The sequence below is a fragment of the Antrihabitans stalactiti genome (genome assembly GCF_012932915.1).
Classification (GTDB): Bacteria; Actinomycetota; Actinomycetes; order Mycobacteriales; family Mycobacteriaceae; genus Antrihabitans; species Antrihabitans stalactiti.
The window spans coordinates 481,271-498,340 of record NZ_VCQU01000002.1; the positions used below are offsets into that span (position 1 = coordinate 481,271).

Here is a 17,070-nt window from a genome sequence, read left to right on the forward strand (position 1 = left end):
TTGACTTCGTCCGCGCAAGTTTTGGCGTACATCCCTAGCCCTCCACGGGGCGTCTGGGAGCTCGGTCCGTTTCCTCTTCGCGCATATGCCTTGTTCATCATCATCGGCATCATCGTCGCTATCTACTGGGGTGAGCGGCGCTGGATCGCACGCGGTGGCGACCCAGGGACGATTCTCGATGTCGCCATCTGGGCTGTGCCATTCGGCTTGATCGGTGGACGGCTGTACCACGTTGCCACCGACTGGCCGACGTACTTCGGCGACGGCAAGCACCCGATCGACGCATTGAAGATCTGGCAGGGCGGGCTTGGCATCTGGGGCGCAGTCCTGTTCGGTGCACTCGGTGCGTGGATCGGCTGCCGTCAGCGTGGAATTCCGTTGCCCGCGTTGGGCGATGCTATCGCTCCCGCAATCTTGCTTGCGCAGGCCATCGGCCGGCTCGGCAACTACTTCAACCAGGAACTGTACGGTCGCGAGACTCACCTGCCCTGGGGCCTAGAGATCTATCAGCGCTTTGATACCTCCGGTGTCAAAGACGACTTGAACGGCATCTCGAACGGCGTCGTCGCCGGCGTGGTCCATCCGACGTTCCTGTACGAGTTGCTGTGGAATCTCATCGTCGTCGGACTGCTTGTGCTCATAGACAAGCGATTCAAGATAGGTCACGGCCGGCTGTTCGCGCTGTACGTCGCGTTGTATTGCGTCGGCCGATTCGGCGTCGAATTGCTGCGCGTCGACCACGCCTCGCACATTGCCGGAATCCGTATCAACCTGTTCACCTCGGTGATCGTCTTCGTCCTTGCAGTCGCATATGTGATCTTTGCGAAGAAGGGACGAGAAGATCCCGCCGACTTGAAGTCCGTTGTCGCCCTTGCCGGCTCCGATTCCGATGAATCGGAAGAGTCCGATGAATCCGACGAGATCGTGGAGATCATCGACGAGGACGAGACGGAAGTCCCGACCGTCATCGCACCGCCGAAGCGTGGCGGCTTGTTCAAACGCGGCGGGGTGGCTGAAAAGGAAGTCACCGACGACGACGCCTGGGTCGAGTCGCTGAAGGCTGACGCGCCGGCCGAGGCCGAAAAGGGTGCACCGGAGCCCACGCCTGCGGTCGGTGAGGACGCAGTCGACGAGCCTGAGCCTGAGGTAGTCGCGCCGCCGAAGGGTGGGTTGTTCAAACGCACGCCGAAGCCCGCGCCTGCGGTGGTGGAGGATGCAGCGCCGGAGCCTGAGCCCGAGGCGGAACCTGAACCTGAACCTGAGCCTGAACCGGTGAAGGAGCCCGAGCCCGAGCCGGAGCCGGAAGTTACCGAACCTGAGGTTGCCGTGCCGATGTCCAAGCAAGAGGGTCGGCTGAGCGGGCTGATTCGCCGCGTTCGCGGGAACTAACTGCATGAATGGCCCATTGACTCGATCTAACTGAGTGAATGTCGCATTGATGCGACCAGCGGGGCGAAGTTGATCTTGTCGGTTGCCCAATAGCTGCTAGGCTTGATCAACTCGATGACCGAGAGGCTTCACGGGCCGCTGCTGTCCCGGTTACCGGACAGCACACAAAGCCTGTTGACTGTGTGCGCTGGCGTTTTCGTCCGCCGGCAGACGCGGAGGTGCCCCGTGCTTTTCTCGCAAATTCCCCCAGCGCAGGGTTTGTACGATCCTGATCGGGAATCCGATTCGTGTGGTGTGGCGATGATCGCGCATATCGGCGGGGTGAGGTCGCATTCGATTGTGTCCGATGGTTTGCTGGCGCTCGAAAATCTCGACCATCGTGGGGCAGCCGGTGCTGAGCCGAACAGCGGCGATGGGGCTGGGATTCTGATCCAGCTCCCGACCGAGTTGTTCAGCGCCGCAGTCGACTTCGATCTGCCGGCACCCGTTCCCGACGGCACCAACGCCTATGCCGTCGGCGTCTGTTTCCTGCCGCAGGACGAGGAAGAGCGCGCAACGGCCGTGGCTGAGGTCGAGGCGATCGCGGCGGAAGAACGCATCGAGGTGCTCGGGTGGCGCGAGGTTCCAGTGGACGCGGTCGGTGCCGATATCGGTCGCACAGCAATGAGTTGCGTGCCGTACATGAGTCAGCTGTTCGTGACCGCACCGGGACTCGGTGGAATCGCCCTCGACCGTGCGGTCTATCCGCTACGCAAGCGCGCGGAGCACACGGCTTCGGTGTACTTTCCGTCGTTGTCGAGCCGCACCATCGTCTACAAAGGCATGCTGACGACCGCGCAGCTCCCGCTGTATTTCCCGGACCTGCGCGATCCGCTCTGCCAAAGTGCAATCGCGATTGTGCATAGTCGGTTCTCGACCAACACGTTCCCGTCATGGCCGCTGGCGCATCCGTTCCGCTTCGTGGCGCACAACGGTGAGATCAACACCGTGCGCGGCAACCGGAATCGGATGCGCGCTCGCGAGGCATTGCTGGCCAGTGACCTGATTCCTGGTGATCTGAGCAGGCTGTTTCCGATCTGCACACCCGACGCATCGGACTCGGCGTCGTTCGACGAGGTGCTCGAGTTGTTGCACCTGGGCGGACGGTCGCTGCCGCACGCGGTGATGATGATGGTGCCGGAGGCGTGGGAGAACCACACGTCCATGGCCCCGGACCGGCAGGCCTTCTACGAGTACCACGCATCGATCATGGAGGCCTGGGACGGACCGGCGTGCGTGACGTTCAGCGATGGCTCCTGTGTCGGTGCAGTACTGGACCGCAACGGATTACGGCCAGGCCGGTGGTGGCAGACCGTCGACGACCGAGTGATTCTCGCCAGCGAAGCCGGGGTGTTGCCGGTGTCGCAGGATCAGGTCGTCGCGAAAGGACGGCTGCAACCAGGCCGGATGTTCCTCGTCGATACAGCCGAGGGCCGAATCGTGTCCGACGACGAGATCAAATCCAAGCTCGCTGGAGCGCGTCCGTACGACCAGTGGCTCTACGCCGGGCTGTTAGGCCTGGAGACTCTGCCTGCGCGCCAACGTCTTCCGCACAATCACGAGTCGGTGGTGCGCAGGCAGCAAGCATTCGGCTATACCGAGGAAGACCTGCGAATATTGCTGTCGCCCATGGCCGCGAGCGGCGGAGAACCGTTGGGCTCCATGGGGACCGACACACCGGTGGCCGTGCTCTCGCAGCGACCTCGGTTGTTGTACGACTACTTCATCGAACTCTTTGCCCAAGTGACCAATCCGCCGCTCGACGCGATTCGCGAAGAGATCGTCACCTCGCTTCGCAGGGTGGTGGGACCGGAGCAGAATCTGCTCGACCCGACGCCTGCGTCCTGTCGACAGCTCGTGTTGCCGTGGCCGGTGCTCGACAACGACGAACTCGGCAAGATCGTCCACATCAACGACGACGGCAACCATCCCGGGCTGGCTGCCACTGTGCTCCGCGCGCTCTACGACGTCGAGCGGGGGAGTGCGGGACTGGCGGAGGCACTCGACGAACTTCGCCTGGCCGCTACGAACGCGATTGCCGCGGGCTTCCGAATAATTGTTATCTCCGACCGTGATTCGGACCATTCGCGTGCGCCGATTCCGTCGCTGTTGGCCATCTCGGCGGTCCATCACCATCTGGTTCGCACCAAGCAGCGGACCCAGGTCGCTGTGGTCATCGAGTCCGGCGACGCCCGCGAGGTACATCACATAGCTACGCTGATCGGATTCGGTGCGGGTGCGGTAAACCCTTATCTGGCAATGGAATCGATCGAGGACCTGATCAACCAGGGCGAGCTGACGGGGATCGAGGCCAGCGTCGCGACGCGCAACTACCTCGTCGCGCTCGGCAAGGGCGTGCTGAAGGTGATGTCGAAGATGGGCATCTCGACCATTGCTTCCTATACGAGCGCACAAGCTTTCGAGGCGATCGGCCTCGACAAGGAGCTGGTCGACGAATACTTCACGGGCACGGTCAGCCAACTGGGCGGCGCCGGACTCGACGTGCTCGCCGACGAGGTGAAGCTCCGGCACCGACGTGCCTACCCCGACAACCCGACTGCGGTCGTGTACCGCGGGCTCGACGTCGGCGGTGAGTACCAGTTCCGGCGCGAGGGTGAATTGCACTTGTTCACACCGGAGACTGTGTTCCTGCTGCAGCACGCGACCCGAACCGGCCGTCGCGACGTCTTCGCAAAATACAGCGACGAGGTCGACCGGTTGTCAGCCGAAGGCGGAAGTTTGCGGGGGCTCTTCGGATTCCGTGAGGGCCTTCGACCGCCGGTGCCACTCGACGAAGTCGAAAGCGCCGACGAAATCGTGAAGCGGTTCAACACGGGCGCGATGAGTTACGGGTCCATCTCCGCAGAGGCGCACGAGACGATGGCCGTTGCGATGAACCGCCTTGGTGGCCGGTCGAATTCGGGTGAAGGCGGCGAGGACACGGACCGGCTGTACGACCTCACCCGCCGCAGCGCCGTGAAGCAGGTCGCAAGTGGCAGGTTCGGCGTGACGAGCGACTATCTGGTCAACGCGACCGACATCCAGATCAAGATGGCGCAAGGCGCCAAACCTGGTGAGGGCGGTCAGCTCCCGGCGTTCAAGGTGTATCCGACGATCGCGAAGACGCGGCACTCGACCCCAGGTGTCGGACTGATCAGCCCGCCGCCACACCACGACATCTACTCGATCGAAGACCTCGCCCAGCTCATTCACGACCTGAAGAACGCCAACGACAAGGCAAGAGTTCACGTCAAATTGGTGAGTTCGGTCGGTGTCGGGACCGTCGCGGCGGGAGTGAGCAAGGCCCATGCCGACGTGGTGCTGATTTCCGGGTACGACGGCGGCACCGGCGCGACGCCGTTGACCTCTATGAAGCACGCCGGCGCACCGTGGGAAATCGGTCTCGCAGACGCACAGCAAACGTTGGTGCTCAATGGACTTCGCGATCGCATCACAGTGCAGTGTGACGGCGGGCTACGGACCGGACGCGACGTGATCGTCGCCGCGCTCCTCGGCGCGGAGGAGTTCGGCTTTTCGACGGCGCCGCTGATCGTCGCTGGTTGCATCATGATGCGCGTCTGTCACCTTGATACGTGCCCGGTCGGCGTGGCGACGCAAAATCCCGAGCTGCGCAAGAGATTCAACGGAAAGCCGGAGTTCGTCGAAGAGTTTTTCCGGTTCATCGCCGAAGATGTTCGAAAGTATCTGGCTCGGCTGGGATTCCGCAGTGTCGACGAAGCGGTCGGGCGAGCGGACGCCCTGGATACTGCTGCGGGAATTGCACATTGGAAGAGTGCGGGCCTCGACCTGAGCCCGATCTTCCACGTTCCGGTCGACGACGACGGCGCGCACTTCACTCAGCGTCGTCGCGAGCGCGACCAAGACCACGGTTTGGTGTTCGCGCTCGACCAGACTCTGATCCAACTTGCCGAAGGCGCTTTGGAGGACGCGCGGCCAGTGCATCTGGAGCTACCGGTGCGCAACGTCAACCGAACGGTCGGAACTTTGCTCGGCGCGGAGGTCACGCGGCGATACGGCGCGAACGGTCTGGCCGACGACACGATCCGAGTGACGCTCACGGGATCTGCCGGTCAATCGGTCGGTGCGTTCCTGCCGCCCGGTATCACGCTCGAATTGATCGGCGACGCGAACGACTATGTAGGCAAAGGACTTTCCGGCGGTCGGGTAGTCGTGCGACCCGACGATTCGACGCTGTTCTTGGCAGAAGACAACGTCATTGCCGGAAATACTGTGCTGTACGGCGCGACGTCGGGTGAAGTTTTCCTGCGCGGCTTGGCTGGCGAACGGTTCTGTGCCCGCAACTCCGGGGCGACGGCAGTTGTCGAAGGACTCGGCGACCATGCGTGCGAATACATGACGGGCGGTCGCGTGGTCGTGCTCGGACCGACTGGCCGCAACATCGCGGCAGGAATGTCAGGCGGCATCACCTACGTTCTCGATCTCCATCCGCCGAACGTCAATCTCGCAATGGTGGAGCTCGATTCACCTGATCCCGATGATCTCTCGTGGTTGCGAGGCACCATCGAAGCGCACGTTCGGTGGACCGGTTCGTCGGTCGGGAAATCCATTCTCGCCGATTGGCCGAGGCGGTCGCGGCTGTTCACCAAGGTCATGCCGACGGATTACAAGCGTGTTCTCCAGGCGACGCGGTTGGCCAAGGCCGAAGGCCGCGACGTCGACGCTGCGATTATGGAGGCGGCACGTGCCTGACATTCACGGGTTTCTCAACGTCCAGAAGCAGGATGCGCCGAAACGCCCTGCGGCCGAACGGATCAATGACTGGCGGGAGATCTACGCCGAGCCGTCGCTGACCGAGCGTGCCAAAGAGGTGTCGGTCCAGGCGCGTCGATGCATGGACTGTGGTATTCCGTTCTGCCACAGCGGTTCCTCGGGTTGCCCGCTGGGCAACTTGATCCCCGAATGGAACGACCTTGCCCGACGGGGGCGTTGGTCTGCCGCGATCGAACGGCTGCACGCAACAAACAACTTTCCGGAGTTCACCGGCCGCGTCTGCCCGGCGCCGTGCGAGGCCGCATGCGTGTTGTCGATCGCCGAGAACGACACCGGCGGCAGCGTCACGATCAAACGGATCGAGCAGACCATCGCCGACGCCGCGTGGGAGAACGGTTCGATCACACCGCAACTCGCGGCCGTGAGCACAGGACGATCGGTCGCTGTGGTCGGATCCGGACCTGCGGGACTGGCGGCCGCGCAACAGCTGACCCGTGCAGGGCACAACGTGACCGTGTTCGAGCGCGACGACCGCCTCGGCGGCCTGCTGCGCTACGGCATTCCGGCATTCAAAATGGACAAGGGCGTGCTCGATCAGCGGCTGAACCAGATGCGTGCCGAGGGAACGCGTTTCGTCACCAGCTGCGAAGTCGGCGTGGATCTCGAGATTTCGGCCTTGCGCAGCCAATACGACGCCGTCGTGCTGGCGGTCGGTGCGTTGCGCGCTCGCGACGACCACTCGATCGAAGGTCGCGACCTCGCCGGCGTGCATCTTGCGATGTCGCACCTGGTGCCGTCGAATCGGGAATGTGAAGGTGACGGTCCGACGCCGATCAGCGCGCGTGGCAAACACGTCGTCATCATCGGCGGTGGCGACACCGGCGCGGACTGTCTGGGTACCGCGCACCGGCAAGGTGCGGCGTCGGTGACCCAGCTCGACTACAACCCCGAACCGCCGTCCGAGCGCGACGCAGCGGTAACGCCCTGGCCAGCGTGGCCCTTGGTGTTACGGACCTCACCGGCGCATGCCGAAGGCGGGGTGCGCCGCTATCAAGTCGCGGTTCGTCGGTTCCTGGGTGACGACGCCGGCAATGTGCGGGCGATGGTGCTCGCCGAGGTCAAGGTCGAGCGGGACGCAGACGGCAGGCGATCCATCGTTCCGGTCGGCGAAGAAGTCGAATTGCCCTGTGACATGGCCTTGTTCGCCATCGGATTCGAAGGGGTCGAGCACATGGCGCTGCTCGACGAATACGGGCTGGAGCTGAACCGGCGCGGCGTGCTGTCGTGCGGTCCGGACTACCAGACCACGGTCCCGGGCGTTTTCGTTTGTGGCGACGCGCATCGTGGCGCCTCGCTGGTGGTCTGGGCAATCGCCGAAGGTCGCTCTGCGGCACAAGGAGTCGACATGTATCTGATGGGCGCGTCCGACCTCCCCGCGCCGGTACATCCGACCGCGCTGCCGCTGGCAGTCAAATAGCTAGGGCTCCAAGACCGCAATGCTGCTCGCGCCTTCGAGCACGAGATAGACGACGTGCGTCGCCGGGTCGATCACCATGGCGGCGGGTCCGTCGCCGGTCTTGATCGTCCGGACGACGGACTGAGTCTTCGTGTCGATGACGGTGACCGTGTTGTCATCGATGTTCGCGACGTAGAGAGTGTGGAGGTCCGCATCGACCGCCAATCCGACCGGCTTGCTGCCGACTCGGACCGTGCTGACATTGCCGGTCTTCGTATCGACGGCGGACACGCTGTTCTCCTCTTCGTGTGTGACATAGACGATGTGAGTCGTCGCATCGAAGGCAACACGGGATGGGGGAGTGCCGACTGTCACGGTGGAGACCTTGCCGGTCGGTCCGTCGATCAGCGAGAGGTCGTTGGAATGTGTGTCGGCCGTGTAGATCTTGTGTGCGCTGCCATCCACAGCGAGACTCCATGGAAAGCTGCCGACCGGAATCGTGTTCGTGACTTCATTTTTCGCAGTGTCGATGACTGTGACTGTGTCGTCATCGGGGTTCGACGCGTAGAGCAAATGGGCGCTCGGATCGATCGCCACGCGGGCTGTCGTCTTGCCGACTCGAATGGTTGCGATGACTGTATTGGTGCCCGTGTCGATGACCGATACCGTCTTGTCGCCGATGTTCGCCGTGTAGAGCCGGTGCGCGTCGGTATCGATCGCGAGTCCGACCGGAGTCTTGCCGACCGCGAAAGAACCTGTGACCGAACGATTCTTGATGTCTATCGTCGTCACTTTGTCGACATCGGAGTTGGTGGCATACACAACCTGTGTTCCGGGATCGAACGCTACCGCGGTCGGTCTTCGCTCGACCGGGATTGTCCCGGTGACTTTGGTTACGGGCGACGCGGTGACGGTTGATGTCGTAGGGGCGCCGCCAGAATCCTTCTCGCCACTCAACTTCCAGACCGCAAACACGCCGATCAGCAGTGCGACGACGACTGCGGCGGCGATAGGTAGCCACGGCTTTCGTTTCTTCGATACAGCGGGCGCGATGACATCGGGGACCGCGTACCCGTCGTAGCGCGGCGTGGTGACCGGTCGCGTCGGCCGCGCAATCGTTGGGGGAGCAGTGGGCGGAGCGATGCGCGCAGGCCCGGTCGGCTCTCGACGTGGGGGTATGCGCTCAGTCGCGTCGGGATCGTCGATGGCGTGCTGAGTTGAGATCGTCAACGCCCGATCGGCAGCTGCGGCGAGTTCGCCTGCCGAGGAGTAGCGATTGTTCGGGTCCTTCGCCATCCCGCGCGCGATGACGGGGTCGAACGCAGGCGGCACGCCGGGGCGAACCTGGCTTGCCCGCGGCGGACTGTCGTAGACGTGTGCCGCCATCTGCTTTTCGGGCTGGGTCATGGTGTACGGACGCTGACCGGTCAGGCATTCGTGGAGCACGCAGGCGAGCGCGTAAACGTCAGCGCGATGGTCGGCGTGGCCGGTCGTGAAGCGTTCCGGGGCCATGTACGCGAAGGTTCCGATCGCCATGCCCGTGCTCGTCAATCCTGAGTCTTCCGCGGCGCGGACGATGCCGAAGTCGATCAAGTAGGCGAAGTTTTTCGCTGTGACGAGGATGTTGGACGGCTTGACATCACGGTGGACCAGGCCGTTTGCGTGCGCGGCGTCCAAGGCGGACGCAACTTGGTCGATGATCTTCACCGCCAGCGCGGGTGGCATCGGGCCGCCCTGCCGGATCAGGCCAGTGAGGTCGGTTCCTTCGAGCAATCGCATATCGAGGAACAGCCGGCCGTCGATCTCGCCGTAATCATGAATCGGGACCACGTGCGGCTCTGTGAGCCCGGCGACCGCGCGCGCTTCTCGTTTGAACCTCTCGATGAACTCCGATTCTGTGGCGAGTTGGCGCTTGAGAACCTTCAGAGCGACGAGGCGATCGGTGACGGTGTCGTACGCCTTGTAGACCTCGCCCATGCCACCGACGCCCAGCCGTTCGAGCAGGCGATAGCGGCCGAACGGGGTTTCATCCACTGCCGAATTCTGTCATGCGCGAACGGTGCTCATAGCAAACCTTGCACCGTAGGTGTCAAAAGTCGAACCCTCGCAAACGGAGCAATTGTCCATATCTCTGCGATGGTTGATTACAGAAAGGTGGTCGTCGAGTGGATGAGTCAGGCACGTTGGAACCCGGGGCAGTGTTCGCCGGTTACACCGTCGAACAAGTGCTGGGTGTCGGCGGCATGGGCACTGTCTATTTGGCCGCGCACCCACGTCTGCCACGCAAGACCGCGCTGAAGCTGCTCCACCCCGGACTGACCGACGACGAGTACGTCCGGTCGCGTTTCGAGCAAGAGGCAGACCATGCTGCGCGCCTCGAGCATCCCAACATCGTCGCTGTGCACGACCGCGGTGTGTCAGCGGGGCAACTCTGGATTGCGATGCAGCACATCGACGGAACCGACGCCAAGGCAGAGCTCGAACACGGACCCGTCGCGCCGGACCGCGCCGTCTACATCGTGTCGGAAACCGCGAAGGCACTCGACTATGCGCACGAGGTAGGTGTCCTGCACCGCGACGTCAAACCGGCGAATATCTTGCTCGAACATGGACGTTCGGGGCGGCCAGGCCGAGTTTTGTTGGCCGACTTCGGTATTGCCAAGGCGCTGAGCGAATCGACTGACCAGTTGACGCGCACCGGAATGCTCGTCGCCAGTCTGCAATACGCCGCGCCCGAACAGTTCGTCGGCGGCGAGCTCGATCACCGTACCGACGTGTACTCGCTCGGTTGCACGCTGTTTCACCTGATGACCGGACAGTTGCCTTATGCGGGCACGATGCTGCCGCAGATGATGCACGCGCATCTGCGGTCCGAGATTCCGAAACCGAGTGTCGTCCGACCAGGGTTGCCGCGGGCAATGGACGCCGTGATCGAGCGCGCGTTGGCAAAGCGGCCGCAAGACCGATTCTCATCGTGCGGCGAACTTGCTGCTGCGGCGCGCGCTGCCCTTCGCCCCGAGCCATCGCAAACGGTCTACCGGCAGCAGCCACCACCTGCGTTCTACCAGCCGGCCGCGGTGACGCAGGTCCGGCAGGCTCCAGTGGCCCAGGCATCTCCTCGGTCGAACAAGCGACCGGCACTCATACTGGCCTCTGTCGTCGGTGTGCTCCTGCTGTTGACAGGTTTCGCGGTCTTCGCCCTGTTGCCGGACAACAGCAAGGCGTCTGCTTCCGCGTCCGCAGCAGCTGCCCCGACGATCAAGGTCAGCAACGCCACCGTCGCCGAGGGGAACGAGGGCAGGGCAGATCTCGTCTTCGCGGTGGAGGTCACGCCCGCGCCGACACAGGCAGTGACCGTCGACTACGCGACCGACGGCGGCACCGCCATCGCAGGTAAGGACTACGACGCGACCCGCGGCACGCTGGAATTCGCCGTGGGCAAGACCAAGCAAGAGATCCGGGTGCCGGTCATCGGCAACAGCGAGGCCGAAGGCAACAAGACAGTCATGGTGTCGCTCAGCAACGCCAAGGGCGCCGGGATCGGCGTCGCCAGTGCGGAAGGCGTCATCACCCGCAGCGACGGACCGCCGAAGACCGCCACGCATACCGTCTCGATCGCGAAAAACGGCAGCGGTTCGGTGTGGAGCGATCCTGCGGGCATCGACTGCGGCGGCAAGTGCGCCGAGAGCTACGCGCCTGGCACCAAGGTCACCTTCACCGCGCGTCCCGACGCCGGCTACCGGTTCGACGGCTGGTCGGGCGCATGCTCCGGAACAGGCGCGTGCGAGGTCGTCACCGATTCCGACGTCGAGCTGACCGCATCGTTCACGGCAAACCCGGTTGTGGTGGTCGCGAATCAGTACACCCTCTCCGTCTACACGAACGGTCACGGCTCCGGCTACGTGACCGGCGGCGGCATCAGCTGCGGCTCGCGCTGCACGGGCACCTATCAGTCCGGGACCAGCGTCACGCTGACTGCCGTTCCGGAATACGGCTCGACCTTCGCGGGCTGGTCGGGCGCGTGCTCGGGCTACGGCACGTGCACAGTCGCGTTGAACAGCGCCGTGTCGGTCACTGCGACTTTCCACCAGGTAGCGGTCACGACGACGCCACCGCCGACGACGCCACCGGTGAAGACGCCGCCGACCACACCGCCCACGACGGCCCCGCCGACGACACCGCCCGTCACATATACGACGACGACGCCGCCACCGTCTGCGCCACCTACGAAGACGCGATGATCCTCGAGCTACTACGCTCTACGAGTGACCCGACGGACCAAAATCGTTTGCACGCTCGGACCTGCCACTGCTACCGATGACCGCATTCGAGAACTTGTCGAAAGCGGTATGGATGTCGCGCGGCTGAATTTCAGCCACGGCGACTACCCGGACCACAAGGCCAACTACGACCGAGTGCGCGCCGCGTCGGATTCGACCGGCCGCGCCGTCGGCATCCTCGCCGACCTCCAAGGCCCGAAGATCAGACTGGGCCGCTTCGCCGATGGCAAGACGACCTGGGCCAGCGGCGAGCAAGTTCGCATCACCGTCGACGAATGCGACGGCACACACGACCGGGTCTCGACCACCTACAAAGAGCTCGCGCAAGACGCGAAACCGGGCGACCGGCTCCTCGTCGACGACGGCAAAGTGGGCCTGACCGTCGAAGCTGTCGACGGCAACGATGTGGTCTGTCGCGTGACCGAGGGCGGCCCCGTCAGCAACAACAAGGGCGTGTCTCTGCCCGGCATGGACGTCTCGGTGCCCGCGATGTCGGAGAAGGACATCGAGGATCTGGAGTTCGCGCTGGAGCTCGGCGTCGACTTCATCGCGCTCTCGTTCGTGCGTTCGCCCGCCGACATCGAGTTGGTCCACGAAGTGATGGATCGCGTCGGACGGAAGATCCCCGTCATCGCCAAGCTGGAGAAGCCGGAAGCGATCGACAACCTGGAAGCCATCGTCCTCGCGTTCGACGCGATCATGGTTGCTCGCGGCGACCTCGGCGTCGAGCTCCCACTCGAGCAGGTCCCGCTGGTGCAGAAGCGTGCGATTCAGATGGCGCGTGAGAACGCGAAGCCGGTGATCGTCGCAACGCAGATGCTCGAATCGATGATCGAGAACTCTCGCCCCACCCGCGCCGAGGCGTCCGACGTCGCCAACGCCGTGCTCGACGGTGCCGACGCGGTCATGCTGTCGGGCGAGACGTCCGTTGGTAAGTACGCCATGGAGGCTGTGCGGACGATGGCGCGCATCGCCGAGGTCGTCGAAGCCGACTCGACGCGGGTGCCGCCACTCACGCATGTGCCTCGGACCAAACGTGGCGTGATTTCCTACGCCGCAAGGGATATCGGCGAGCGGCTGAATGCCCGAGCGTTGGTGGCGTTCACCCAGTCAGGCGACACTCTGCGTCGCCTCGCTCGTTTGCACACGCCGTTGCCGTTGCTTGCGTTCACGCCGGACCCGGCGGTCCGTAGCCAACTGACGCTGACCTGGGGAACCGAGACGTTCCTGGTGCCACGGGTTGAAAGCACCGACGAGATGATCGGGCAGGTCGACCAGTCGCTGCTGGCTCTCGACCGCTACGCCAAGGGCGACATGGTGATCATCGTCGCCGGCTCCCCGCCGGGAACCGTAGGCTCGACCAACCTGATTCATGTGCACCGCATCGGTGAGGGAGATTACTGATCTTGACCGTGCCGAAGTCCGATCTCGAAACGCTCCTCGAGTTGCTGGACCTGGAGGAACTGGGCGACGACGTCTATCTCGGCAAGCACCTGGGTCACGTCGGTAGCCGCACCTTCGGTGGGCAGCTCATCTCGCAGGCGATCATCGCCGCCGGCCGCACGGTCGGCTCGACGCGGCCGTTGCACGCGATCAACGCGCACTTCATCCGCGGCGGTGATGTGAAGGCGCCCATCGAATATCACGTGCAACGGCAACGTGACGGACGCGCATTCGCCAACCGCTTGGTGACGGCGCGCCAGAACGGCGCCGACATCTTCGTGATGCTGGCCGCATTCCAGGACTGGACGAAGGGTCTCGAGCACGCCGTCGAGGTGCCGGACGTGCCTTACCCGGATGTCCTGCCGCCGCTGGGCGATCACTTCGTCGGCTACGAAGACCGGCTGCAGATGTTCGTCAACGCGCTCAAGCCGATCGACATGCGCTATGCGAACGACCCCGCCTGGATCATGAAAGGCACGGGGGAGCGGCTCACGCACAACCGCGTGTGGATGAAGGCTGACGGCCCGATTCCCGAGGATCCGCTGATTCACGTTGCGATCATGGGTTATTCGTCGGATACGACGGTGCTGGATTCGATCATCACGACGCACGGGCTGTCATGGGGGCACGACCGCATCGTTGCGGCGACGGTGAACCACTCGATGTGGTTCCACCGTCCGATCCGTTTCGACGAGTGGGCCTTGTACGCAACGGAATCGCCGGTCGCCGCCGGATCCCGCGGGCTGGGCACCGGTCGCTACTTCTCGCTGGAAGGCGAACTCCTCGCAACTGTGGTGCAGGAAGGGCTGATTCGGCACTTCCCGAGAAGAAAATAGATACGGTCCGGGGCGCGTCCAAAGCTCGTAGTTGACGTGTTGCGGATCTGGGCGCACTCTCGTCCTATGACCCCAACTGACCTGCGGCTACCGCGCCCGATCGGTGTTCGGTTGGGGTGGGTTTCGCTGCTGTTGGTGGGCGTGTCGGTGCTCGGCTGGGGCATCGGTGCGACGGGGAGCGCTGAGGCGGATCCGACCGCTACGCCGACTCAGAGCACGACAACGACAACGACAACTGTGCCTACGACGACCGACGCGCCGGCGTTCGACGGTCGCGTCTCGCCGTGCCCGTCCGCCAATGGCTGGCGCACCGCGTCGAGTGGAAACGGCATCACTGCAACGGTTTACGAGTACGGACCGGCCTCGGTCACGGTGACGGTGACATCGTCGGGCGGCGACAAGTCCAATACGGTGTTGGTCGTGCCCGGCCAATCGGTGGTGAATATCGAATTCCCGGACATTTCAGCGTCGTCGGTCAAGAACGTCATTGTTCACGCGCTCGGTCCGGGACCACTTCCCATCCGTTGCTTGCTGGCTAGAAGCGAGAGATAGGACCCCCTGAGCACGCTCGCGAGGCACAATGGCAAGCATGCAGGATCCACGAGTGCTCGATACACATGAATTGGAACCAGCGCTGGCGAATTTGCGTAAGGCACGCGACGCCGGACTGGACGAAGGGGCCGACTCCGCGGACTTTCGCGAAATCGACCGTGTGATAGCGGCATTCGAGGACGAGATTCGAAAGCGATCTGCAGAGTAGTCACCGGCTCCGCTGGCGGGAGTTGAGGCGCTCACGGATCGCCGTGAGCGGCTTCGCCAGCTGTGCAAGCCATTCGGGGTCGGTGACGAGTCCGTTCTCGTCGACCTGGGCGCTGCGCAAAGGCAGGTCTACGCACGCCTCGTCGATGACGTCGGCACCGACGTAGCCGAGGACCGTCGACAGCGCTGCGAGCGCGTTGTGTCCCCGGCCGGGAACCGCGACGTTGATCCACGCAACCGGCTTTCGGTACATTTCGGCGCCGCCAACGGTCCAGTCGAGCAGGTTCTTCAAGCTCCCTGGCATGTTGCCTGCGTACTCAGGTGTGCAGAAGAGAACAGCGTCGGCGTCGGCGATCGCTGCTCGGAGTTCGGCCGGCGCGGGCGGAAGTGGCTCGTGGTCGTCGTCGGGATTGAAAGCGGGCAGGGCGGCGAGGCCTTCGTAGAGCTCAGCGGTGGTGTCGTCTGGCAGCACGCCGAGCGCGGTCCGTAGCGCGGCTGTGTTCGTCGAACCGCCGCGCGTGCTGCCGGATATCAAAAGAAGCTTGACCGGTGCCATGTCGGTTAGAACGCTGCGCGTGGTCAGTTCATCCCGCACTTGGATGTTGTGAAGGAACAAGCTCGTCGATCAGCGCCTCGATGCGTGCCTTGATCTCGTCGCGAATCGGGCGGACCGCATCGACACCTTTGCCCGCGGGGTCGTCCAAGGTCCAGTCGCGATAACTGACACCCGGAAACGCTGGGCACACGTCACCGCAGCCCATCGTGATGACGACGTCGGAAGTTTCGACGGTGTCGAAGGTAAGGATCTTCGGCGACTGGTCGGAGATGTCGATTCCGACTTCGGCCATCGCAGCCACGGCTGCGGGGTTCACGGAGTCGGCGGGTGCGCTTCCTGCGGAGCGGACTTCGATTCGATCACCCGCGAGGGCAGTGAGGAAGCCTGCTGCCATTTGGGAGCGTCCGGCGTTGTGGACGCAGACGAACAAGACGCTGGGTTTGGCAGATGCCATGGGAAACAGTCACTTTCAGTTCGGTGTGGCGTGGTCGGGATGGTGGGGAACGACCACGTCGTCGGCGGTTGCGGCGGCGTCTGGGTACAGCGAGACGATCAGGGCGAGCCCGATCAGGCCCCCGATCAGCTGGGCGCCGATGAATCCGGGCGCCGACCCTGGGGCGATGCCCGCGAAGGTGTCGGAGAAGATCCGCCCGATCGTCACCGCCGGGTTGGCGAACGAGGTAGAGCTGGTGAACCAGTACGCGGCGCCGATGTACGCCCCGACCGACGCCGCGGACAGCCCGGCTCGGCTGGTGCGAGCCAGGGTGAAGATCAACGCGACCAATCCGGCGGTGGCGACGACTTCGCCGACCAGATGCCCGGTCGTGACGCGGTCCTTCGATGCGATCTGGAACGCAGACAGGTCGAACATGACGTTCGCCAGGATCGCGCCCACGATGGCGCCCGATATCTGCGCAACGGCGTAGGACCCGAGGTCGGTCACAGTCATGCCCGTGCCGGTTCGGCGCCCTAGTAACCAATCCGCGGCCGAGACGACAGGATTGAAATGCGCCCCGGACACAGGTCCGAACATCAGAATCAGTACGGCCAGACCCAGCACAGTGGCGGTCGAGTTCTCCAGCAGTTGGAGCCCGATGTCGTTGGGGGACAGCTGGGCTGCGGCGATGCCGGATCCGACCACCACGGTGACGAGCAGGGCGGTGCCGACGAATTCAGCCAGCAATCGCCTGCGCAGCGGCATGGTGGTCATCCGTTGCCCAACAGCCGCGAAAGTTGTTGCAGTGCATCGGGAACCACCCGGTAGTAGACCCAAGTGCCGCGGCGCTCGCTGTCGATCAAACCGGCCTGGCGCAGCACCTTGAGGTGGTGCGAGATGGTCGGTTGGCTCAACTCGATGCCCGCGGAAATGTCGCAGACGCATGCCTCTTGGGTTGCAGTGCTGGCGATGGCGCTGAGCAACCGCAACCGGACCGGATCCGAGAGCGCCTTGAGTTTCGCCGCCAACTCGGTCGCGGCATCGGCGCTCAGCGGTTCCCGCACCAACGGGGCGACCGTGCACCCGGATACGTCGGTCAACAGCAGTTCCTGATTCGACACCCA

Annotated in this window: 12 protein-coding genes and 1 pseudogene; 8 read left to right on the forward strand and 5 right to left on the reverse strand. The window is 63.8% G+C overall.

The window, feature by feature from the left end:
- From lgt to FGL95_RS08055, 3 genes and pseudogenes are all read left to right on the forward strand, one after another.
- Positions 1-1,041: pseudogene (lgt, locus tag FGL95_RS08045) on the forward strand (prolipoprotein diacylglyceryl transferase); the annotation flags it as partial.
- A 573-nt stretch (positions 1,042-1,614) separates the two neighbouring features.
- Entirely contained in the window at positions 1,615-6,159 is a 4,545-nt protein-coding gene (gene gltB, locus FGL95_RS08050; protein WP_169585683.1) for a glutamate synthase large subunit, read from the forward strand.
- Entirely contained in the window at positions 6,152-7,657 is a 1,506-nt protein-coding gene (locus tag FGL95_RS08055; protein WP_169585684.1) for a glutamate synthase small subunit, read from the forward strand. Before gltB ends, FGL95_RS08055 begins: the two co-directional genes overlap by 8 nt.
- On the opposite strand, the gene FGL95_RS08060 is transcribed toward FGL95_RS08055, so the two are convergent.
- Positions 7,658-9,670, reverse strand: coding sequence for a protein kinase domain-containing protein (locus tag FGL95_RS08060; protein ID WP_169585685.1), 2,013 nt, complete (start codon positions 9,668-9,670; stop codon positions 7,658-7,660).
- 209 nt (positions 9,671-9,879) lie between these two features.
- Here FGL95_RS08060 and FGL95_RS08065 point away from each other — a divergent pair, with 209 nt between their 5' ends.
- The 5 genes from FGL95_RS08065 to FGL95_RS08085 all read left to right on the forward strand — a co-directional run bounded on the left by FGL95_RS08065 (position 9,880) and on the right by FGL95_RS08085 (position 14,955).
- Entirely contained in the window at positions 9,880-11,877 is a 1,998-nt protein-coding gene (locus FGL95_RS08065; protein ID WP_240962877.1) for a protein kinase domain-containing protein, read from the forward strand.
- Between the two features lie 24 nt (positions 11,878-11,901).
- Complete coding sequence (pyk, locus tag FGL95_RS08070) at positions 11,902-13,320, forward strand: pyruvate kinase (protein ID WP_169585687.1); 1,419 nt, start codon at positions 11,902-11,904, stop codon at positions 13,318-13,320.
- Positions 13,320-14,195, forward strand: a complete 876-nt coding sequence (locus tag FGL95_RS08075; RefSeq protein WP_169585915.1) for an acyl-CoA thioesterase — start codon at positions 13,320-13,322, stop codon at positions 14,193-14,195. Before pyk ends, FGL95_RS08075 begins: the two co-directional genes overlap by 1 nt.
- 66 nt (positions 14,196-14,261) lie before the next feature.
- Complete coding sequence (locus FGL95_RS08080) at positions 14,262-14,747, forward strand: hypothetical protein (RefSeq protein ID WP_169585688.1); 486 nt, start codon at positions 14,262-14,264, stop codon at positions 14,745-14,747.
- 37 nt (positions 14,748-14,784) lie between these two features.
- Positions 14,785-14,955 (forward strand): hypothetical protein, encoded by a 171-nt coding sequence (locus tag FGL95_RS08085; RefSeq protein WP_169585689.1) that lies wholly within the window; start codon positions 14,785-14,787, stop codon positions 14,953-14,955.
- Here the strand turns inward: FGL95_RS08085 and FGL95_RS08090 are convergent, their stop codons facing one another.
- The 4 genes from FGL95_RS08090 to FGL95_RS08105 are packed head-to-tail and all read right to left on the reverse strand — an operon-like array spanning position 14,956 to position 17,067.
- Positions 14,956-15,549 carry an NADPH-dependent FMN reductase gene (locus tag FGL95_RS08090; RefSeq protein WP_338079756.1) on the reverse strand — a complete coding sequence of 198 codons (594 nt, stop codon included), beginning with the start codon at positions 15,547-15,549 and terminating at the stop codon, positions 14,956-14,958.
- Positions 15,539-15,964: an arsenate reductase ArsC gene (locus FGL95_RS08095; RefSeq protein WP_169585690.1), complete on the reverse strand. Its 426-nt coding sequence runs from the start codon at positions 15,962-15,964 to the stop codon at positions 15,539-15,541. Before FGL95_RS08095 ends, FGL95_RS08090 begins: the two co-directional genes overlap by 11 nt.
- A 15-nt stretch (positions 15,965-15,979) precedes the next feature.
- Entirely contained in the window at positions 15,980-16,720 is a 741-nt protein-coding gene (locus FGL95_RS08100) for an aquaporin (RefSeq protein ID WP_169585691.1), read from the reverse strand.
- A complete protein-coding gene (locus FGL95_RS08105) occupies positions 16,717-17,067 on the reverse strand; it encodes a metalloregulator ArsR/SmtB family transcription factor (RefSeq protein ID WP_169585692.1) in 351 nt (116 codons plus the stop codon). The genes FGL95_RS08100 and FGL95_RS08105 overlap by 4 nt, the downstream gene beginning before the upstream one ends.
- Between the last annotated feature and the right edge of the window lie 3 nt (positions 17,068-17,070).

Coding starts and splice junctions, on each gene's coding strand:
- FGL95_RS08095 (WP_169585690.1), bottom strand. CDS start 15,964: ATGGCATCTGCCAAACCCAGCGTCTTGTTCGTCTGCGTCCACAACGCC.
- FGL95_RS08085 (WP_169585689.1), top strand. CDS start 14,785: ATGCAGGATCCACGAGTGCTCGATACACATGAATTGGAACCAGCGCTG.
- FGL95_RS08100 (WP_169585691.1), bottom strand. CDS start 16,720: ATGACCACCATGCCGCTGCGCAGGCGATTGCTGGCTGAATTCGTCGGC.
- FGL95_RS08065 (WP_240962877.1), top strand. CDS start 9,880: ATGGGCACTGTCTATTTGGCCGCGCACCCACGTCTGCCACGCAAGACC.
- FGL95_RS08080 (WP_169585688.1), top strand. CDS start 14,262: ATGACCCCAACTGACCTGCGGCTACCGCGCCCGATCGGTGTTCGGTTG.